Source organism: Trichocoleus sp. FACHB-262 (genome assembly GCF_014696035.1).
Classification (GTDB): Bacteria; Cyanobacteriota; Cyanobacteriia; order FACHB-46; family FACHB-46; genus Trichocoleus.
This window is the reverse complement of sequence record NZ_JACJPK010000086.1, coordinates 341,350-361,440: the sequence shown is the minus strand read 5'-3', so window position 1 is coordinate 361,440 and position 20,091 is coordinate 341,350. Positions and strand designations below refer to the sequence as shown.

Here is a 20,091-nt window from a genome sequence, read left to right as displayed (position 1 = left end):
GGGTCTATACTGGGATCTTTGGGTAAATTTTAGTTTGAGGAAGCTACATGTCGCGATATAGAGGCGCTCGCCTCAGAGTTGTGCGTCGTTTGGGTGACCTACCTGGCTTGACTCGGAAGTCTCCCAGAAAGGCATATCCACCTGGACAGCACGGTCAAGAACGCAAGAAGAAATCTGAATACGGTGTCCGTCTAGAAGAGAAGCAAAAGTTGCGCTTCAACTACGGTATCACCGAGAGACAGCTACTTCGCTATGTACGGAAAGCTCGTCGGGCTGCGGGTTCTACCGGACAAACCCTGTTGCAGTTGCTAGAAATGCGCCTGGACAATACCGTTTTCCGTCTCGGTATGGCTCCTACGATTCCTGCTGCACGTCAGTTAGTCAACCACGGTCACATTACTGTGAATGGTCGTCCCGTAGATATTGCTAGCTACCAGTGCCGTCCCGGCGAAGTCATTGGTGTTAGAGACCGCGATCGCTCTCGTCAGTTGATTGAACAAAATCTACAGTATCCTGGCCTCGCTCACCTGCCTAGCCACTTAGAGTTCGACAAAGGCAAACTCACTGGCAAGGTGAATGGTGTGATTGAGCGGGAATGGATCGCACTCCAAGTCAACGAACTGCTTGTGGTTGAGTACTACTCTCGCCAAGCTTAATCGTTCAGAACTCTTTTCAGCATTCTTGTGTTACCGCGGCATTGAAATATTTGATCAGCAGCTCCCGAACCGTCATTTGGGAGCTTTTGATTTTTTAAACCTTAGTTTTTGGATTATTTTGGATTAGCCGCCAATTTGCGACATAGTGCGGCTATAAGCACCCGATTGAGTTCCAGAGTCGCGTTGCTTGAAGTTAATTTCAGGCTTCAGTTGCAGCAGCTTTCTGACTTGGGCGCGTAACTGAGCGGTAGGTACCCCAGAGCGCAAAGCAGTTTTTAAGTCGACTTGCTCATCTTCGTTCAATAGGCAAGGGCGGAGCCAACCGTCGGCAGAGAGTCGCATGCGATTGCAGCGATCGCAAAAACACTCAGACATTTGGCTAATAAAGCCCAATGTTCCTTGCGCTCCCGGAATGCGGAACACATCAGCAGGGCCATTTCCTCGCACTTCCCCTTCCGTCAGACCCCAGCGATCGCGAATCTGCTGTCTTAATTCCTCTGAAGCAATCCAACCGCGATCGCCAAACAGAGAAGCATTGCCAATCGGCATAAATTCAATAAACCGGATGTGCCACTCGCGATCGAGGCTCAAAGCCGCCAAGTCTAAAACTTCTTGGTCATTTACGCCCGGAATCACCACGACATTCAGCTTCAGCGGGTTAAACCCAACTCGATGAGCCGCTTGAATACCATCCCAAACTTGCTGCCAACGCGATCGCCCCCGATGGCCAATAATCTTGTCGAAGGTTTCTGGCTCTAGAGAATCCAAACTAATATTGATTCGTCGCAAACCCGCATCGTAAAGCTCCTGCGCTAGGTCTGCCAACAAAAAACCATTGGTGGTCATGGATAGATCTTGAGTTTCTGGCAAAGCCGCGATCGCCCTGACAATATCCACCACCCCTGGACGAATCAAGGGTTCGCCTCCGGTCAAGCGAAACTGAGTAAACCCAACTGGAACAAACACTTCGTTGATTAAAGTGAGCAACTCAGCATGAGTTAGCAAGTTTTGCTGAAGTGCGTACTCTAAGTCTGTACCCTCCGGCATGCAGTAAAGGCACCGGAAGTTGCAGCGATCGATCAAGCTGATGCGAAGGTAATCTACCTGATTCATCTACAACTGGTATCCCCAGACAACCTATTCTATTGAGTCAGGAATAGGTAATGGATGTCTTTATTGTGCCTGATCTGGGAAGGTCGTGGCTTCTACTGCTACAGCTTGTGGTTTGAAGAGCAAGGGCGATCGCTTTGGTATTTTCAGGGCGTTACTCAAACCTTGCGCGAGAGCTTGCACTGCTTGGCGAACTGAGCGTGGACGTTGCTCCCGAACAAACAGCAAGGGCAAAATTGCCGCTAAGCGAATGACGCTGGAGAGGGCAAACAGTCCCAAGATGCCACCAGAGTTTGTGAACTCGATCAGAAATCCTCCTGCGGTTGTTCCTAAGGCTCCGCTGACTCCTGCTACGGCTCCGGCGATCGCGAAATAGGTAGCCTGATGCTGAACGGGTGCAACTCCTAGCTGAATGTTATTGATGCACAGATCGATCGCGGCCCAAGTGCCCCCCGCCAAAATATGCAGCAGTGGAAACCAAACGAGTAGGGATGTTAAATCCGTCCCTGTCCCTAGCCACAGCAAGGGAGTAACCGCGACCAGAATGCCCACTAATACAAGAATGGGGCGATTCCCAATGCGATCGGCTAATCTGCCCCACAGCACCAGCATGAGTAAATTAGCTCCCGCTCCCAGGCTCGTATAAGTAGTCACCCAATTGACATCTAAAGACAGAGTATCCAACAGATAAATGTTAAAAAAGGGAGCGCTCAAGTTAACTGAGAAACCCCACAAGGCAAAGTAGAGCAAGAACATCAAGAAGTTTCTGTCTTGCCAAAAGCTTTTACTCTTAGAAGGCTCAGCTGCTGCAACTGCATCCAAATCAGCAGATTCCTGGGCCAATGACTCAGCATGTTCCTGTTGCTGCGCTTGAGGATTGACATCCACCATCCAGTACTGAAACCCGATGCTAACCAGCCCGACAATCACGCCCAAGAATAGCAACACTCCATATCCTTGGATGCTACCTCCTGGCCAAGCCGTCACCGCCAGTCCCACCAAAGGAACGCTGAGTAAGTTGGTCAAACTAATGGCACTGTTGCGAATGCCAAAATAGCGACCGCGCAATTGCCGAGGCACTAGAGCTGCCACCCAACTGAACCATGAGGCTCCCCCCAAAGCCCCTAAAAAATGGGTCAGCACGACGATCGCCAAAGCCCACTGCACTAAAAGATGGGGAGGAGTTGGCTGAAGACTGGCGACTCCAATGCCAAGGACCAGAATTAGCCAGAGCAATCTAGCCGGAGCATAAATCCACAAACCGTAGCGGTGGCGACTGGTAGTGCGGTTGGCTAAGTAAGCTCCCAAAGGTTGCAGCAGATTGGCTAGCAGTGGAATTGAGGCCAACATCCCTAGCTCGACAGGACTGGCATCCAGCTCCACCAAGAAGTTGCTGAGTAAAACCCCGCCTGCCACATTCGAGAAGATGGTCGCAAAAACACCATCTAGGGTGGAGGCTCTGAGGCTAATCCGAATTGCTTGCTTAGAAGGTTTTCGAGAGACCGTTATAGGTTCCGGATCGGCAACCGGATCTAGAATTCCAGACACAGGAACCGCTGCCACCTCAACAGTTGTCAAATCCACTGCTTGTCTCAGCATGCTGAAGCTAGAAATCTTGATTTGTTAAATATTTTTACTAATTTTGTAGGCGCAATACCATCAGCCTGTGGTTAAGGCTGCTCAATTCTTTTGACAGTATTTTGGGCGATCGCTCCTAAACACCATCCAGGCGAAAGATATCTTTCTCAAACTATTGCAATAATTCCTAAACCTCTCAGCCGCTTGCCCAAAGGTTCTAGGCTGTACACGGTCCTAAGCAGTCTGCTGCGTTCGCATTTCTAGGTCAGTATTACCAGCTACATAACTCATGCGTCGTGGAACAGGGATGTTTACCGGGATTTTAGCCGCCGCTTGAGCCGCTACTGCTTGAGCTGCCACTGATTGCTTCCGAGCCCAACTGTTGGTACGCAAAAATAGTTCAAATTCCTGCTTGCACAAGTCGCTCCAAGTTCCTAAAGTCACGGCACGCTGACGGCCCCACTCCGTTTCCAAGGCCACCCGCGTCACCCGGCTCATGGACCAGATAGATAGAGATTTGTTCAAGCTCGTCGCCAGCTTAATTCCTGCTAACAGGACGCTCACTCCTGCTGGCTCTACTGCCTCTACATGCAACAAATCTACAATCACTGCATTCGATGCCCCTGCCAGTGCCTGCTCTAGCTCCTGTTGAAATCCTGGACTGCTAGCCGTGTTTAAGCAACCCTGAGGTTGCAGCACAACAGTAAGGGTTGTTGCCTCCTCTTCTACGCCGATCGCATCGGAGTTAAGAGTATTCGTAGTCGAGTTTATGACGGTTTTCATTGGGGTCTCCAGGAAACGTCACAAGAGAGGCGGCATTGAGGCTGGACGTTGAAACCCCAACTGCCAGAGGACAGACTCCTCCATATCCAATCTGAACCTAAAATTCTTATAAAGAAACTGTGATCAATCACTTACTTTTCGTGATTTTTGTCACAAAAGTATATTCACGGAGTTGGACTGAGGATTTTTTACTTGACCGAATTACGAGCTGGATACACGCTGCCTGTTTTTGCTGCCGCTGCCGCGATCGCTGCATTACGATGGCTACGCCAAGGCCCCCAAAGCATCTCTTCCGTTGACCTAGATTTAGTCGAGCCTGCTGAAACGGTGACAATTCCCATTGCTCAGGTGGCTGGACTCACGGCTAACTCGGCTCTAGCGATCGCCCACAGTGACCCCGGCGATAACTTAGACCTGACTCGCGATACCCCTATTTGGGCCTTAGTCGAGTGGGGAGAGCCAAATCAGCTAGAGACAGTTGTGCTCCAGGGTGGAGAAGGGGTGGGGCGACAGATTAAGGCAGAAAACCAAGAGAATCAGGCGGCGATCTATGCCTATGCTCAGCGGCTCTTGCACACTAACTTGGAGCGGCAGTTAACGTCAGGTGAAAAAATTCGAGTCACGATTATTTTGCCAGAGGGACGGACTTTGGCAGAACGCACTTCTAACGCGGCTTTTGGGGTTGTGGAAGGATTATCTCTTCTTGGCACCACAGGTATTTCCCAGCCCTTGAGCGCTCCCGGACAACTTGAAGCCTTTCGGGAAGCGCTACACGCCAAGCAATCTTATTTCGATGGTTTGGTCTTTTGCGTGGGCGAAAATGGCTTGGACTTAGCCACTCAGATAGGCATTAATCCGAATCGCTTGGTTAAAACTGCGAATTGGATTGGCCCCATGCTAGTTGAAGCAGGCTTAGCAGGAGTGCAAGCGGTGTTGTTATTTGGCTACCACGGCAAGTTGATCAAGTTGGCTGGCGGCATTTTTCACACGCATCACCACGTTGCTGACGGACGACTAGAAATCTTGACCGCTCACTGCGCTAATCTAGGCCTACCCAGTCAAACTCTACCCACCATATTTGCCAGCGCTACGGCTGAAGCTGCTTTAAACCACTTGCGATCGCTCGACACCGCATCAGACAACAATTGGGTGCAACAGGTTTATGGCGCGATCGCCCAACAAATTGATCAGCGCTGCCAAGCCTACATCTACACCCATAGCGAGCGCACTGTTCAAGTTGGCTCAATTTTGTTCGATCGCGATCGCCACATTTTAGTGCGAAGCGAAATCGCGCAGAAATTATTGTCCCAAGTCTGTTAATCTAGCTTAAATGCGCGTACACTTGATTTAAAAGTAAAGAAATTTTTAGGATTCGTTTTTGGCATTGCTTTTGTGCTTTAGGCACGCCATAGCAAGGGTTTATCTCTACATCTACCCCAACTGCATCAGGATACGTCCGTGACTCTACAGACTGAACCAGTGATTCAAGCTGAAGATTTAAAACAGCTGGATCGACAAATTATTGTCATTTTAGACTTCGGCTCTCAGTACTCAGAGCTGATTGCTCGTCGGATTCGCGAAACTCAGGTTTACTCTGAGGTCATCTCTTATCGCACCACGGCGGAACAGCTACGGCAGCTCAACCCCAAAGGCATTATTCTCTCTGGCGGTCCCAGCTCGGTCTATGACCAGGGCGCTCCTCAGTGTGATCCAGAGATTTGGCAGTTGGGCATTCCAGTTCTGGGAGTCTGCTATGGCATGCAGTTGATGGTGCAACAGCTCGGTGGCGAAGTGGAGCGGGCCGATCGCGGGGAATATGGCAAAGCAGCTCTCGTGATTGATGATCCCACTGACTTGCTCACCAATGTGGACGATGGCACCACGATGTGGATGAGTCATGGCGACTCGGTGACGAAGTTACCAGATGGCTTTGAATTGCTGGCGCACACAGATAATACTTCCTGTGCGGCGATCGCTCACCACGAGAGGAAGCTGTATGGCGTGCAATTCCACCCAGAAGTGGTGCATTCCCTCGGCGGCATGCCGTTGATTCGCAACTTTGTTTATCACATCTGCCAAGCCGAACCGACTTGGACCACGGCTGCGTTCGTTGAGCAATCGATCCGGGAAATTCGGGCCAAAGTTGGTGATAAGCGAGTGTTGCTGGCTCTCTCTGGCGGCGTTGATTCCTCGACGTTAGCTTTCTTGATGCACCGAGCCATCGGCGATCAACTCACCTGCATGTTTATCGACCAAGGTTTCATGCGGAAGTATGAGCCAGAACGGTTGGTGAAGCTGTTTGAGGAGCAATTCCACATCAATGTTGCCTACGTCAATGCCCGCGATCGCTTCTTAGCCGCAGTGGATGGAATTACCGATCCCGAAGAAAAGCGCAAGCGGATTGGTCATGAGTTCATCCGCGTATTTGAAGAAGAATCCAGGCGGCTAGGGCCTTTCGACTACTTAGCTCAGGGTACTCTCTACCCGGATGTGATTGAGTCTGCAGATACTAATGTTGATCCAAAGACAGGCGAACGGGTAGCAGTCAAAATCAAGAGTCATCACAACGTCGGTGGCTTACCTAAAGACTTGTGCTTCAAGCTGGTTGAACCCCTCCGCAAATTGTTTAAGGATGAAGTGCGGAAGTTGGGCCGCTCCGTTGGTTTACCTGAAGAAATTGTGCAGCGGCATCCTTTTCCTGGGCCTGGTCTCGCCATCCGCATCCTAGGAGAAATCACCGAAGAGCGCTTAGAAATTCTCCGTGACGCAGATTTAATTGTGCGTCAAGAAATTAATCGGCGCGGCATTTACCACGATTTCTGGCAAGCCTTTGCTGTATTGCTGCCCGTTCGCAGTGTCGGTGTCATGGGTGACCAAAGAACCTACGCCTACCCCATTGTCCTGCGATTGGTTTCCAGCGAAGATGGCATGACCGCAGACTGGTCTCGCGTTCCCTACGATCTGCTAGAAACCATTTCCAATCGGATTGTGAACGAGGTACCTGGTGTCAATCGGGTAGTTTATGACATTACCTCTAAGCCCCCCGGCACAATCGAGTGGGAATAGGTGCGCTCTAGCTTCTACTGGTTCATTTATTGCGATGCCGAGATGACCCGAGATAGCTAAGTCTTCTTATCAGCTAGGTTCTACTTCGCTGATCCATCTCGCTAATCACTGCTAATAAATAGGGTGCTGCTATTAAAGAAATAAATAGCGGCACCATAACTCTTATAAATTTTTTGTGGAAAACAGGGCTAAATCTGTGGAAAAACCCCTTGATCTGTGGAAAACTATAGTCTTTATTAACTGTTTATTAAAAATTAATTAAAAGCTTCCATGGGAAATCTAACTCTTGCCTTTCCTCATGAGATGCAGATTTTTGTTTTTAAGCACTAAGTCGGTAACTAAGACAAATCATTTTCGTAACTAATTTGGTTAGACATGTAGGCAGGAGGCTCCACGTGAATATTAATTCGCGCTGGACCATATCGTTCTTCGAGTCGTGCTTCTAGGGCTTCGGTAATTTGGTGGGCGGTTTCAACATCCGCAGCATCCACAATCAAATGCATTTCGATGAAGACTTGCCGACCTAAGACTCCTCTTGAAGCAATACTGTGACAGTTGATCACGCCAGGAACTTGGGCTGCGATCGCGTGAATGGCTTCTGGAGCGATCGCCATTTCATCCACTAGCCAAGGCAAATTAGACCGCAACACTGACCAACCACTACTAAATACCAGAATCGCTACTGGAAACGACAACGCCAAGTCTAGCCATTGCAGATTCCAAGCCCAAATCCCGACCAAACCAGCCAGTACACTAATCGTTACCCAAACATCGCTCATGGTGTGTTGCGCATCAGCAATCAGAATGGGGCTGTTGACTCGTTGCCCAACTGCCCGCTCATAAAAAGTGACAAAAATATTGATCCCCAATACCGCCAGCAAGAGCCACAACTCGGAGGCCGAGATGTTGACGGGTTGACTACCTCGGAGTAATCGTTCGACCGTTCCTTGCAAAATCTCGAAGCAAGCGATCCCCAAAAAAGCTGCAATTCCTAAAGCACCCACAGCTTCAAATTTCTGATGACCATAGGGATGATCGCGATCGGGTTCGGGAGAGGAAAAACGACTAGCTACTAATCCCAAAACATTGTTGACGCTGTCTGTGACGCTATGCAAAGCATCAGCCAGCAAGCTCAGCGAACCTGTTGACCATCCCACCAATGCCTTTAAGAGCATCACAAATAGATTGAGCACCAAGGTAATGAGCAATACCTTGCGAACTTGTGAACGGTTGTCAACGACCATGATCGAACTCTCCTGAACCCGGATCAGAGTTCTCTGGCCTTCAGTCTAAACGAGATATCTGTTCAGATCACTAGTATTGCGCAGGCCGTTTCCCCGGTACGATAAACACTCAGACTCTCAAAATAGATCGCTTATGGCTGCGACTCCACTCACTCTCAATTTGGGCGAAGGCTCTGTTGCTTTTAACTTTACAGCTCAGGCGGCTCAAGAGCTGAAAGCTGCTTTAACAGGACTGTTAGAAAGCTTGAAAGCGGTTGCAGCAACTACTCCAGGTGGCAGACCTAATCCACAGAAATCAGTCGAGTATCGTTACACCGGGGATGTGTTTTTAGAAATCTTTTGTAATCCCAACATTTGGCCCACTCCCTTTGCTGCCAAAGTGCTGGTCACGTTACGCGACGATCGCATTCGTTTAACAACCGAAACAGAACTAACGCGTTTAGTCGAAGACGTAAATCAGTACCTAGAGCAGGCTGCCTAATCGTGACTTACAGTAAAATCGAGGCAACCAATCACCATTAGCACTTAATTCCTACCAATGGATTCTAATAATCTGACTTACTTACTGCAAAAAGGATTACGGGTGACCCTCGGGGCAACTACTTCCTTGATTGAAGTGCTGCAAGATCCCCAAAAGCGGGAGCAAAACTTGAGCCAGCTAAGAACTGACCTCAGTCAGTTGGCAGAGGAATGGGATGCTAAGGGCGCTATGACCGAGCAAGAAGCCCGCAACTTTGTTGATACGATCTTAGAGCAGCGCCAGCGTCAACAAGCTCAGCCGCCTTACGATGCTACGACTCAAGCTCAGACAAACACTGCTACAGCTACCCCGGCTGCCCCTCCAGATGTGCAGCTTGAGTTGCAAGAATTAACTGCCCAAATTGCCGCAATTCGAACTGAATTGGAGAAACTCAGAAGTCAAAACCCAACTGAATAGTAGGGTTGTAGCGATCGCCTTTTCAAATTAACTGGCTCATCTCACAGGAGAAATATAGCGAGTGAGGCGTCTTCGGATCAGACGTCTAGACTTGATATTTAGAGATTATTTAGTCGTTTTCCCAACTTTCGCAGCTAATCAGATCTCCAATGCGGTCTCTGAGCAAGAAATTGCTGCGCTCTAGTTCGCATTCCACCAAGGCCCATTCACGGGCTGGAATGTATTTGCACAGGGCATAAATCGGCTGCTGACGACTTACAACGCCCTGCTGCACCAGGTGCAACGCTTCATCTTGAATCAAGTTAATAGAGTATTGAATGGACTGAATCATATTTACCCTTTTGAGCGCAACTGGAAAACTACAAAGGATCCAAACAAAATAACGTAGTTAGAAAATTTGTAGCTCAGATAACTTTGTAATCACCTATACTGAATGTTTTTTATTTTCACGCTAGTTTTTACTCGATTATATTAATAAACATTGCAAAAGTCATTAAAGGTTGATGTTTTCTGCATGTTTATTTTCGCAATTAAACTGTCTTGAGACAGATTTGGTTTGATTGGAGCGAGTTTGCAGCTTCAGATTTATGAGTCTTATGGGTCTAGGATGACCTCAAGTTCCGAAAACTTAGCGCCAACTTAACATATCTACATCGCACTCAATCTGTCTTAACAAATGCAAGGCGATCGCTGCACTGGATCGAGCTAGCACTGCCATCATTGTCTGGGCTTCATTAGCAATACCCAGATCAGGTGCGTTTATTTAGGTTGATGGAAAAGACTTCATTCTGCGCCTGGCTAATTCCGCTGCCAATTGCACCGCAGCTTTCATACTGTTAGCGTTGGCAACTCCTCGACCCGCAATATCAAAAGCAGTACCGTGATCGGGAGACGTGCGGACAAAGGGCAGACCAATAGATGTGTTAATAGCTCGGTCAAAAGCTAGCAACTTGACAGGAATTAAGCCTTGGTCGTGATACAGCGCTAAGTAAGCATCATGAGCTGAGGAATCTGCACCAGCGGCACCATACCAAGCTTGTCCAGGCTTCACCCAAAGCGTATCCGGAGGGACTGGACCTTCGAGTTGCAACTGCGGCCACTGACGACGGGCTTGCTCCAACCAAGGAATCAGCCACTCCTGCTCTTCTCGACCTAACTGGCCTTGCTCACCGCTATGAGGATTAAGACCGGCGATCGCAATTCGAGGGGTACTGAGACCAAAATCCTGCTGTAAGCATGCTGCTAATAGCTCCAACTTAGCCGTCATCAACTCTGGCGTTAGAACATCAGGCACTTGACGCAGCGGAATGTGAGTAGTTGCAAGCAGCGTTCGCAATGTCCAATTACTATGAGGTGATCGCGCTACGAACAACATACCGAAGCGTTGAGTTCCAGAGCGCTCTGCCAGCAACTCTGTTTGTCCAGGATATTCATGCCCTGCTGCTTTCCAGGCTGACTTGGCAATGGGAGCCGTGACGATACCATCAAACTCTCCTGCCAAAGTATGAGCGATCGCCGTTTCTAAATAAGCAAAACTTGCAGCTCCACTAGCAGCATTGCCAGCCCCTACCGTGATCTGGGATTCGGTTGCTTGATTCAGAGGCAAATCTAAAATCAAAAGTTGATCTGGATCTGCTAGGGGTTCAGCTTCGCGATCGCCCAAACTCTGTTGCCGCTTCAATTGCAGATAAGCTTGGCGTAATAATCTTTGGCTGCCTACCACCGTGATCTCGCAGGTTGAGGTCAGGCTAGGTTCAGCCAATGCTTTCAAAACAACTTCGGGACCAATTCCCGCCGGATCACCTAACGTCACTACTAACCGAGGAAGCTGTGGCAACGCTGTTGTAGGCAAAGCAATTGGAGTAGATTGAATCCTCATAGAACCTGGGAGCTTGCCGATACTCAGAGCAAGGATTAGGGGTCAAACTGTTCTAAAATACTGACTGCGGGTTTAACAAGGAGCATTAAAGCGATGAATGGTGAAATTCTCAATGCAGCTGTTTTGTCCTTTACCTTGATCTTGGTCGGATTGGGCATGGGTTTCCTACTGCTCAAAATCCAAGGCGGCGAAGAGTAAGTCTGGCCCTCTAAGATAGCTCACTGCTCTTTACAAGACGGTGATAGTGGAGCTTAATTTAGTCTTCCGGTTCATCCAAATGATCAGCCACCTCTCGATATAAGTTCAGCACGTGGCTATCTTTGAGGCAATAAAAAACATTGCGACCTTGCTTTCGATAACCCACCAAGCGCATAGTCCGCAAAGCCCGCAACTGGTGCGATACCGCTGACTCACTCATTTTGACAGCAGCAGCGAGATCGCACACACATAACTCTTGGACTGCCAAAGCCGATACAATTCGCAGGCGGTTAGCATCTCCTAATAACCCAAAAAATTCTGCCATGCGTTGGGCTTTATCCACGCTTAGAATATCTCGATGTAGTTGCCGCACATGGCTCAGATTCACCGGGTGCTGGTCTTTGCAATTGAGATCGTCTGCCACTGGTGCTGTAGTAGCTGGGGCGGAGCAAACAGACAGAGACTCAAGATTAGACATAGCGGGTTAAAAACTCAGTCGTGGATTGATTGTAGAGCTCGAAGAATAAACTTTTGCAACCCTAAAGCTTGCGGGAAAAGCTCAATTTTTATTTATCTTCTGCCGTTTCAGGGATCAGCCGTTTCAGGGACCAGTCGTTCTGTCCAGTTTAACGTTATCGCAGGAAGCCAACGAATCGTGCTGGCTCTATTTACATCAGCGCTGCGATCGCAGGCCAAGCTGCCATAAAACTCCGCACCAAACTCTACAACCTGAATTAACGGCGATCGCCTGTTAGATCCTCTCATTTTTCATCCTTATCAGCTCCTGAGCCCTGAAAATGGCCTCATACGTTGAGGGTAGACGATGCCATTGAGATAGCGAATTGTAATCGCTGTCAAGAAACCAACAATTTCTGATAATATCTTATAAAAAGTTAACAAACTATCATTCACCCTTCATGCAGTTATTAGTTGTCGGTGCCACTGGTACCTTGGGAAGGCAAGTAGCTCGTCGGGCCCTTGATGAGGGACACCAAGTTCGTTGCTTGGTTCGCAGTCTCAGGAAGGCAGCTTTCTTGAAGGAGTGGGGAGCAGAACTCATCCCAGCAGACTTGTGTGAACCGGAGAGCCTCATCCCAGCGCTTAAAGACGTTACAGCCGTTATCGATGCTGCCACGAGCCGTCCTACCGATTCTCTGAGCATCAAGCAAGTCGATTGGGAAGGAAAAGTAGCCTTAATTCAAGCGGCTAAAGCAGCTGGCGTCCAGCGTTTTATCTTTTTCTCAATTTTGAATGCCGACCAGTACCCAGACGTACCATTGATGGAAATCAAGCGGTGCACCGAGCTATTTCTAGCTGAATCTGGCTTAAACTACACAATTTTGCGGCCTTGCGGATTTTTGCAAGGGTTAATCGGGCAATACGCCATTCCAATCTTGGAAAAGCAGGCAGTTTGGGTGACTGGAGAAGACACGCCCATTGCCTATATGGACACTCAAGATATTGCCAAATTTGCGATCCGAGCCCTCTCCGCCCCAGAAACCGAAAAGAAGGCGTTTCCCATAGTAGGTTCACGGGCTTGGGGCAGCTACGAAATTATTCGGCTTTGCGAACGCCTGTCTGGAAAAGAAGCAAAAATCACTCGGATGCCGATGGGGCTGTTGCGCTCGGTACGCCGGAGCGCTCGTTTCTTCCAGTGGAGCTGGAACTTAGCCGATCGCTTAGCCTTCACAGAAGTTTTGGCAACCGGAAAACCGCTCAAAGCTTCGATGGACGAGACCTACAGTGCTTTTGGGATCGATCCTCAAGAGACAACAACCCTAGAAGTTTACTTGCAAGATTACTTCAGTCGCATCTTGAAAAAGCTAAAGGAATTGGACTACGAGCAAACCCAAGCTACTAAACAAACCAATAAAAAGACAGCCTTCAAGTCTGGCTTTTTCAAATAACTGGCATCAGGACAGCAGCGCCTATTGCTCTTAGTCCGTTATTTGGACTATAAAAAAATGTATGAAAGCCGCAACCAATCATTGTTTTAGCCATTGCTATCGACTTAACTGGTTGCTCTGATGCAGTGGCTTACTTGAGAGGTCTACTTCCTACGGTGACCAACCTGGTACCATTAGAGCTATTGGAAAACTCAAAAGCTTAGCCCCTCCGTCCTTAAAGATGGATTTTTAGCTTTGCCTATAGGCTCTTAAAGCCGCGGCTTGCAACATCTTGATTTGTGAAAGATTACAGGTTCCATTCACCGCCTTGCAATGGATTGAGTCTCGCATCAGTCGTAGATAATAGTTGCAGTTGAGTTTCTTCCTAACCCCTTAAATTGACTTATAAGCTGGATTTTAAGCGTGCCCAAAGTCGGCATTATTTACAACGACATCAAACCTATTGCTTGTCGCATGGCTGAGGAGCTAGAGGACAAGCTCACCGCAACTGGTTGGGAGGTTTGCTCAACTACTGGCGCTGGTGGAATTCTTGGGTGCTCTGGACCAGAAGGGCCGATCTGTCATACCCCGATTGAGCATCTGATTCCAGATGGGTTTGATGAAACGATGGACTTTGCCATTGTCTTGGGAGGCGATGGTACAGTGCTCTCAGCTTTTCGACAAATTGCTCCTTGCCATATCCCCTTACTGACCGTTAACACCGGACACATGGGGTTTCTCACTGAAACCTACTTAAATTATTTGCCGCAAGCCTTAGAGCTGGTTTTAGCGGGTGACTATGAAGTAGAAGAGCGGGTGATGCTCTCGGTTCAAGTCTTTCGCAGCGATCGCTTGTTGTGGGAAGCTCTGTGCCTGAATGAAATGGTCATGCATCGAGAACCCTTGACCAGTATGTGCCACTTTGAAATCGAAATTGGTCGGCACGCCCCGGTAGATATTGCCGCAGACGGCATCATTGTTTCCACACCCACCGGATCTACAGCTTATTCTCTTTCAGCGGGCGGTCCTGTCATTACCCCAGGTGTCCCGGTTTTGCAGTTAGTTCCTATTTGTCCCCATTCGTTGGCTTCTAGGGCCCTCGTTTTTGCAGATAGCGAACCTGTGACTATTTTTCCTGCCAACCCAAATCGGTTAGTGATGGTGGTGGATGGCAACGCAGGATGTTATATCTTGCCAGAGGATCGAGTCCGGATGGTGCGATCGCAATATTCAGCTCGTTTCATCCGCTTGCAACAGCCAGAGTTCTTCCATTTACTCAGAGAAAAGCTTGGTTGGGGACTGCCTCACATCGCCAAGCCCACCTCGGTTGAACTGCCTTAATCATCGTTTCTGACCACGTAGTGGAGAGTCGATACCTGACGGACGTGCTACAACAAGGGAAGCACGTTAAAAGTATTAATACTCACTCCTTCGCAGGTTGCCCTGGCATTTTGTAGCCCTTCGGCTGATTGAGTAGGTACCTGTAGAGGTTGGGCAAAGCCTATTTCATCTATCATCTTCATCTATCAGCAAACCTAGTGAGTGTATTGATTGCTAGTTGAAGCCCCTAGGGGTACGACGGCCAAAGCTCTCTACTTCACTTCTCTCTCATCAGGTGTCATGAGTACTCTTAATTCTGACCGCAGTCCTTGCATTTTGCTAGTTGAGCCAGATGAGGCTTTAGCTCAACATGTCATGCTTGATTTAAAGGAATCTGGCTATGAAGCTGTGGTTGTTCATGACGCTACCAGCGGCCTGCATCAAGCCCACACATTGCAACCGGCTCTAGTTGTGATCGATCGCATGCTGGCAGGAGAATCAGGTTTAAAGCTATGCAATCATCTCCGGAATACAGGGGCTAGGGTGCCAGTACTCATGTTAATGGCGCGTGATGCGGTAGATGACCGCGTAGCCTGCTTAGAGGCAGGAGCAGACGATTACTTCCTTAAGCCTTACCGTACAGAAGAATTTTTAAAGTTAGTGCGGCTTTATCTCCAACCTGACACGCATAGCACCGAGCAGCTACGATTTGGTGAATTAGTCTTAGATTTAGCTACTCGTAGAGCCCTTCGTAATGGTCGAGCCATTGAACTCACCATGAAGGAATTTGAATTGCTCAAATATTTAATGGAGCACCCGCGAGAAGTTTTGACCCGTGAACAAATTTTAGAGAATGTCTGGGGCTACGACTTTTTGGGAGAATCTAACGTCATTGAAGTCTACATCCGCTACCTGCGCCTGAAGATCGAGGATGAGGGTGAAAAGCGTTTGATTCAGACTGTGAGAGGTGTTGGCTATGTTCTTCGAGAAGCGTAAGACAAACGAGTTAAAGCTATGTGTGGGGCTGCCGCACCTCGCAAGCCCTCAGCTAAAACGAACAATATTTTCCGCTCATAAGGTCCCGCAGGAATACAGCGCCGTGAAGTTTGGGTCTCAATTGATATTTATCGGTTTAAGTAGTTTGTTGTTAGCTTGTGCAGCACCCTCTTCTACAGTTGCACCCACAAGACAAGCTCAGCGTCAGCCTACTATTCAGCCAACCGTAGGTCAAGTTAAGCAGAATATGGGCCAGCAATTGCCGATCGCCGCTCAAACCAAAATTAAAGGGCAGGTCATTCAGTTAGAGGTGGCTCAAACTCGCCAGCAGCAAGCGATGGGTTTGATGTATCGGACAACATTAGCCGAAAATGGCGGGATGCTATTCCCTTTTAATCCACCCCGGTCGGTAGGTTTTTGGATGAAAAACACCTTGATTCCGTTGGATATGGTTTTTTTGCATAAGGGTGAGATAAAAGCAATTCAAGCTCAAGTCCCACCCTGCAAGGCTGATCCTTGCCCTTCCTATGGTCCTGGCCCTAACATCATCATTGACCAAGTGATTGAGCTACGGGGTGGTCGAGCGGCTCAACTGGGTCTGAAGGTAGGCGATCGCATCAACCTACAATTTCTGCCTGGGTATACCCGTCCAACCACGCAATCCTAGATCAGGATTGTTACAAAAATTCTCTCAATTCAATCATCATTGAAGTTTCATTACATCAAGAGATAATACGCTATACAAAGTTTGAGGAATTTGTTATTTTTGCTCTTCTAGCCTAATGAAGTAAAAAATACTTGTCTCAAAGTTCATAGGTTCTATACGAGTTCTTTACTCTTTACCTAGCAACAATCAAGTATTTTTTAGGTACTCTCTCAGAGGGCAATGTAGGTGTGAGAGAAGCAAGTTGAAGCTGTTTAAGGGCTAATCGTTTAGGCTAAGAAGCTTAAAGTCAGAAACCTTCCTGCTCCTTTAGATTGCTGGAGATTTCAGTAATCCTATCGAGCCAAGCTGTTGATCAGCTTAGTTAGCTATTCACCCTGGCTGGGGATCGTAAAGGTAACTTCACCCAGCAAAGATTGGTTTCAAGGTACAGCAACCCTTGGAGCTAATTTGGCTCGTGGAGCAATTTGGTCTCCTTTCTAGAAAGTCCCTGCTTAGGGAATGGACAGATTAAAGAGTGCCTACTCGTTTTCAAAAACTTTATTTCTCACCATACAAAATTGGATTTAACAAATTGAGGTCACTATGGCACCCGCAACGTATTCACGCTTTATTCGCTTCCTCCAAGAAGATTTGTCGATTTCTGCTGCTTCGATCGCGATCGCCCTCCGTCACCGAGAGCAAGATCCAGGGCCTTTGCCGATGATTCTTTGGCAGTATGGCTTAGTCACCCTAGAACAACTGGAGCGCATTTTCGATTGGATGGAGGCTGCTTGAAGTCTTGCCGCAACACCACCCCTGTAGGTTGTGTGAGTGAAGGTTCAGCAAAAATCCCCTACTCCTGAAATGATGCTGTATCAACCAACTTCCTGGCGAGACTGTTTAGCCCAAGTGATAATTTCTACTTTGAATAACACTAAAAAAGCGGGTTCACGAACTCGCTTTTTTAATCGATATTACGAAATGAAGGCTTACGAAAACTTGGATCAAAAAGTTTTTTAGCTCTGCCGTCGAGCCAAGAAGGCAGGTAGGTCCACCTTCAAACCGCGACCAAATTGAGAGGAAGTGGTCGGGTTAGAAATCATCGGCTCTGACGTTTCAGCTAATTCTGGCTCTGGCTCTGCCGTGTGTAGCTCTGATAAATCCTCTGGGCAATCTTCTGAGCGCTTTGCTAGCTGTTCTTTTAGTTGTAGCGCCTGGCGTTGGCTCTCGGCACACCGATCTTTCCAATGCTGAACAGCAGTCTCGTATTCATTGGCTTGCCGAGCCTGCTTGAGAATTTGTTCTTGCATTTCGGCAGCTTGTTGCTCTAAGCCTAAGACCCGTGATTGATAGCGATCGCGCTCTGCCTCCCGCTCTTGGCCTGCCTGTTGCAGCTTAGCTTGCAGCATAACCTGTTTAGCCATCTGAGTTTCTAGTTCTTCGATCTTGCCGTGAGCTGTGACTAAATCTTGTTGTAATGTGGCAATGGTTGTGTGCTGCTCGGCCAAGAGGGCTTGAGCCTGCTGCATCTGATGCAGCAATAGTTGATGCTCCTCCAAAGCTAAATGCGCTTGATCTAACTGCATCTCTAACTCAGAAAAAGCTGTCTGACGCTGACTTAGGTTGGCATATAGGCTTTCGATTTGCTGTTGCGCTTCAGCTAGTTTCACCTCTAGACTCGCTGCCAGAGTGCGGGCCGCTAATGCCTGAGTTTCCATTTCTAAAACATGCTGCTGTTGGCCTTGTGAGGCTCCTTGCAAATCGCAGAGTTGCTTCTCTAAACGTTTTTGCTGTACCTGCATCTCAGAGCGGTCTTGCACAATTTGGACTCGCAATCGCTCTAATTCCGCTTGCTGAGCTTGGGCGATCGCCTCAGTGGCGGTTAAAAGCTCTTGAAACGTTTGATTTTGCTCCTGAGCCTCAGCAATACGAGCTTCCAGGATTTGCTCTTGCTGCGTTAGCTGGAGCTTGAGCTTAGTAATCGCCTGTTGCTGCACATGGGAAAATTCTTCTGTAGTTGCTAACTGGTCTTCTAAGACTTGTTGGTCCCTCATTTGCAACGTGAGGTCGTTCAAAGACGTTAGCGCTTGGTCAAGCGCTTGCTCTAGGAGCGAAATCCGTTCTAAGCGGTTGTGTTCTATCGATCGTAGTTGCTCCAGCTCAGCCAGTAAGGTTTGGCGCTCGTGCTCCCACTTGGGTTGAAGTTCTTCAGGAGTTGACTCATGACCAGCAGCTAAGTCCGGTTCCGACACTCAGGACCCCCCCAGCATTAATAACTGCCCCACAGACTCAGCAAGACAAACTAGCCAATAGAATAACCTTTACAGCAACAAGGCACCATAGGTCTTCAGAAACAAAGCAGGATCGGTTTTGAGGAACTCTGTTTCGCGTCAGCAATGGATTACATTCCTTGGCAATCGCTGAAGGCTTTTCAGGAAGGCTATTCAGATGGAGCCGTTTTTTCTGCTTCTATATTATTGAGAGACCAGCGATATTCAATCGGCTGGTTAGCACGTTGACAGTTTTCTTCCAATCGCTTTTGCTGGGACAGTGCTTTACGCAGAGTGCTAATGAGTTCGTGGACTTGATCACTTTGAAGTGACCTTTGTTTTACAGCAAACATCGTTTGCCTTTCTAGCAGCTGTAGTAGCAACTCATAATGAACGTGGGAAGGAAGAGGAATCGGCTCCATGTAGGCTGATCTACCTTAAAGTAATGGGTTACTCTACTTACCTAGTCAGGCAAATAGGGCTGGAGAATACTGTGAGAACACTCTTCTTAGATTCAGCCACTAAATCAGAAGTTTTTGTCATCGATTCCAGACCGAAGCCATTCTCCTGATTTAGCCAATGATTTATTTATACAGCTGCTTCTGGGGTTGGCACAGCTGCGGATGATGCTAGCATCTGCCGTAAAGCCTGTGCTGGATCGCTTTGCTTAACTAAAGATTCGCCAATTAGAACTGCTTTTGCCCCCGCTTCAGCAACCAAGCTTAGATCAGCAGGCTGATGCAGTCCTGACTCACTCACCAATAGAATACCTCGCTCTTGAAGTTGCTGTTTGCGAGCTGTAAGGAGTTGACAAGTGGTTTGCAAGTCAACGGAGAAGTTTTCTAAGTTGCGGTTGTTAATGCCAACTAGGGTGACACCTGTTAATGCCAGAACTCGATTCAACTCCTCTAAGGTATGCACCTCAATTAAAGCGGTCATATTCAAGGCATTTGTAATTTTGACAAAGTACTGTAAGTCTTTGTCCGAGAGAATTGAGGCAATTAGTAGCACCGCATCTGCGCCGTGGCACCGAGCTAGGTAGATTTGGTACGGGTAGATAATAAAGTCTTTGCAGAGTAGAGGCAGGTCAATTGCAGCCCGGACCTTGGCAAGATTGGCAAAACTACCTTGGAAAAATTTCTGGTCGGTTAGAACTGAGACACAAGTAGCTCCGCCTGCTTTGTAGGCTTGGGCGATCGCGACTGGATCGAAATCTTCCCGCAACACGCCCTTACTCGGAGATGCTTTCTTGACCTCCGCAATCACCGCAGGGTGAGTTTGGCTTTGGCGTATTGCTTCCACAAAGTTGAGCGGCGGAGCAACGCTTAGAACCTGTTTTTGCAGCTCCAACAAAGGCTGCTTCTCCCGCATCTGGTCTACTTCAACTTCCTTATGCCAAACAATTTCCTCCAAAATGTGGCGCGGAGCTGCATTCGGTACAGCAACCTGATAGCGCAATTCTTGAACTGCAATTGCGGGATTTGGAGAACGACGACGAATTTGCATTGGAAATTAATTTAAG

Annotated in this window: 22 protein-coding genes; 11 read left to right on the top strand and 11 right to left on the bottom strand. The window is 48.1% G+C overall.

The window, feature by feature from the left end; genetic code table 11:
• Positions 1-47: 47 nt before the first annotated feature.
• Complete coding sequence (rpsD, locus tag H6F68_RS19185) at positions 48-656, top strand: 30S ribosomal protein S4 (protein WP_190434012.1); 609 nt, start codon at positions 48-50, stop codon at positions 654-656.
• 123 nt (positions 657-779) lie between these two features.
• Here rpsD and moaA read toward each other — a convergent pair whose 3' ends face one another.
• The 3 genes from moaA to H6F68_RS19170 all read right to left on the bottom strand — a co-directional run bounded on the left by moaA (position 780) and on the right by H6F68_RS19170 (position 4,127).
• Entirely contained in the window at positions 780-1,769 is a 990-nt protein-coding gene (moaA, locus tag H6F68_RS19180) for a GTP 3',8-cyclase MoaA (protein ID WP_190561417.1), read from the bottom strand.
• Between the two features lie 60 nt (positions 1,770-1,829).
• Entirely contained in the window at positions 1,830-3,365 is a 1,536-nt protein-coding gene (locus H6F68_RS19175) for an MFS transporter (RefSeq protein WP_190561415.1), read from the bottom strand.
• A 213-nt stretch (positions 3,366-3,578) separates the two neighbouring features.
• The gene (locus tag H6F68_RS19170; RefSeq protein WP_190561413.1) at positions 3,579-4,127 is read right to left on the bottom strand and encodes an STAS domain-containing protein; all 549 of its coding nucleotides are present in this window, start codon (positions 4,125-4,127) and stop codon (positions 3,579-3,581) included.
• Between the two features lie 192 nt (positions 4,128-4,319).
• Here H6F68_RS19170 and cbiD point away from each other — a divergent pair, with 192 nt between their 5' ends.
• Together cbiD and guaA are read left to right on the top strand one after the other, a co-directional pair.
• Complete coding sequence (gene cbiD / locus H6F68_RS19165) at positions 4,320-5,447, top strand: cobalt-precorrin-5B (C(1))-methyltransferase CbiD (RefSeq protein WP_190561411.1); 1,128 nt, start codon at positions 4,320-4,322, stop codon at positions 5,445-5,447.
• A 186-nt stretch (positions 5,448-5,633) separates the two neighbouring features.
• Positions 5,634-7,193, top strand: coding sequence for a glutamine-hydrolyzing GMP synthase (gene guaA, locus H6F68_RS19160; RefSeq protein WP_206755542.1), 1,560 nt, complete (start codon positions 5,634-5,636; stop codon positions 7,191-7,193).
• A 338-nt stretch (positions 7,194-7,531) separates the two neighbouring features.
• On the opposite strand, the gene H6F68_RS19155 is transcribed toward guaA, so the two are convergent.
• Positions 7,532-8,437, bottom strand: a complete 906-nt coding sequence (locus H6F68_RS19155; RefSeq protein WP_190561407.1) for a cation diffusion facilitator family transporter — start codon at positions 8,435-8,437, stop codon at positions 7,532-7,534.
• Between the two features lie 133 nt (positions 8,438-8,570).
• Between H6F68_RS19155 and H6F68_RS19150 the strand changes: the two genes are divergently transcribed.
• Both H6F68_RS19150 and H6F68_RS19145 read left to right on the top strand, forming a co-directional pair.
• A complete protein-coding gene (locus tag H6F68_RS19150) occupies positions 8,571-8,918 on the top strand; it encodes a hypothetical protein (protein WP_190561405.1) in 348 nt (115 codons plus the stop codon).
• Positions 8,919-8,975: 57 nt separating this feature from the next.
• Complete coding sequence (locus H6F68_RS19145; protein WP_190561403.1) at positions 8,976-9,374, top strand: hypothetical protein; 399 nt, start codon at positions 8,976-8,978, stop codon at positions 9,372-9,374.
• A 109-nt stretch (positions 9,375-9,483) separates the two neighbouring features.
• On the opposite strand, the gene H6F68_RS19140 is transcribed toward H6F68_RS19145, so the two are convergent.
• Complete coding sequence (locus H6F68_RS19140; protein WP_190434031.1) at positions 9,484-9,705, bottom strand: DUF4327 family protein; 222 nt, start codon at positions 9,703-9,705, stop codon at positions 9,484-9,486.
• A gap of 432 nt (positions 9,706-10,137) precedes the next feature.
• A complete protein-coding gene (gene pdxA, locus H6F68_RS19135; protein ID WP_190561401.1) occupies positions 10,138-11,253 on the bottom strand; it encodes a 4-hydroxythreonine-4-phosphate dehydrogenase PdxA in 1,116 nt (371 codons plus the stop codon).
• A gap of 93 nt (positions 11,254-11,346) precedes the next feature.
• Between pdxA and H6F68_RS19130 the strand changes: the two genes are divergently transcribed.
• Positions 11,347-11,451 (top strand): PetM family cytochrome b6-f complex subunit 7, encoded by a 105-nt coding sequence (locus H6F68_RS19130; protein ID WP_190434035.1) that lies wholly within the window; start codon positions 11,347-11,349, stop codon positions 11,449-11,451.
• Positions 11,452-11,509: 58 nt separating this feature from the next.
• On the opposite strand, the gene H6F68_RS19125 is transcribed toward H6F68_RS19130, so the two are convergent.
• Both H6F68_RS19125 and H6F68_RS19120 read right to left on the bottom strand, forming a co-directional pair.
• Positions 11,510-11,929 (bottom strand): helix-turn-helix transcriptional regulator, encoded by a 420-nt coding sequence (locus H6F68_RS19125; RefSeq protein ID WP_190554572.1) that lies wholly within the window; start codon positions 11,927-11,929, stop codon positions 11,510-11,512.
• A gap of 107 nt (positions 11,930-12,036) precedes the next feature.
• On the bottom strand, positions 12,037-12,216 hold the full coding sequence (locus H6F68_RS19120) for a hypothetical protein (protein WP_190561399.1): 180 nt from the start codon (positions 12,214-12,216) through the stop codon (positions 12,037-12,039).
• 152 nt (positions 12,217-12,368) lie between these two features.
• Here H6F68_RS19120 and H6F68_RS19115 point away from each other — a divergent pair, with 152 nt between their 5' ends.
• The 5 genes from H6F68_RS19115 (at position 12,369) to H6F68_RS19095 (ending at position 17,094) form a co-directional block, all read left to right on the top strand.
• A complete protein-coding gene (locus H6F68_RS19115) occupies positions 12,369-13,358 on the top strand; it encodes an SDR family oxidoreductase (RefSeq protein WP_190561397.1) in 990 nt (329 codons plus the stop codon).
• A 402-nt stretch (positions 13,359-13,760) separates the two neighbouring features.
• Complete coding sequence (locus tag H6F68_RS19110) at positions 13,761-14,678, top strand: NAD(+) kinase (RefSeq protein ID WP_190434043.1); 918 nt, start codon at positions 13,761-13,763, stop codon at positions 14,676-14,678.
• Between the two features lie 279 nt (positions 14,679-14,957).
• On the top strand, positions 14,958-15,653 hold the full coding sequence (nblR, locus tag H6F68_RS19105) for a response regulator transcription factor NblR (protein WP_190561395.1): 696 nt from the start codon (positions 14,958-14,960) through the stop codon (positions 15,651-15,653).
• 103 nt (positions 15,654-15,756) lie between these two features.
• Positions 15,757-16,320: a DUF192 domain-containing protein gene (locus H6F68_RS28570; protein WP_313930193.1), complete on the top strand. Its 564-nt coding sequence runs from the start codon at positions 15,757-15,759 to the stop codon at positions 16,318-16,320.
• A 582-nt stretch (positions 16,321-16,902) separates the two neighbouring features.
• On the top strand, positions 16,903-17,094 hold the full coding sequence (locus H6F68_RS19095) for a DUF2949 domain-containing protein (RefSeq protein ID WP_190434047.1): 192 nt from the start codon (positions 16,903-16,905) through the stop codon (positions 17,092-17,094).
• 221 nt (positions 17,095-17,315) lie between these two features.
• Here the strand turns inward: H6F68_RS19095 and H6F68_RS19090 are convergent, their stop codons facing one another.
• From H6F68_RS19090 to trpC, 3 genes are all read right to left on the bottom strand, one after another.
• Positions 17,316-18,551, bottom strand: a complete 1,236-nt coding sequence (locus tag H6F68_RS19090; RefSeq protein WP_190561391.1) for a hypothetical protein — start codon at positions 18,549-18,551, stop codon at positions 17,316-17,318.
• A 188-nt stretch (positions 18,552-18,739) separates the two neighbouring features.
• A complete protein-coding gene (locus H6F68_RS19085; protein ID WP_190434051.1) occupies positions 18,740-18,991 on the bottom strand; it encodes a DUF5340 domain-containing protein in 252 nt (83 codons plus the stop codon).
• A 166-nt stretch (positions 18,992-19,157) separates the two neighbouring features.
• A complete protein-coding gene (trpC, locus tag H6F68_RS19080) occupies positions 19,158-20,075 on the bottom strand; it encodes an indole-3-glycerol phosphate synthase TrpC (RefSeq protein WP_190561389.1) in 918 nt (305 codons plus the stop codon).
• Between the last annotated feature and the right edge of the window lie 16 nt (positions 20,076-20,091).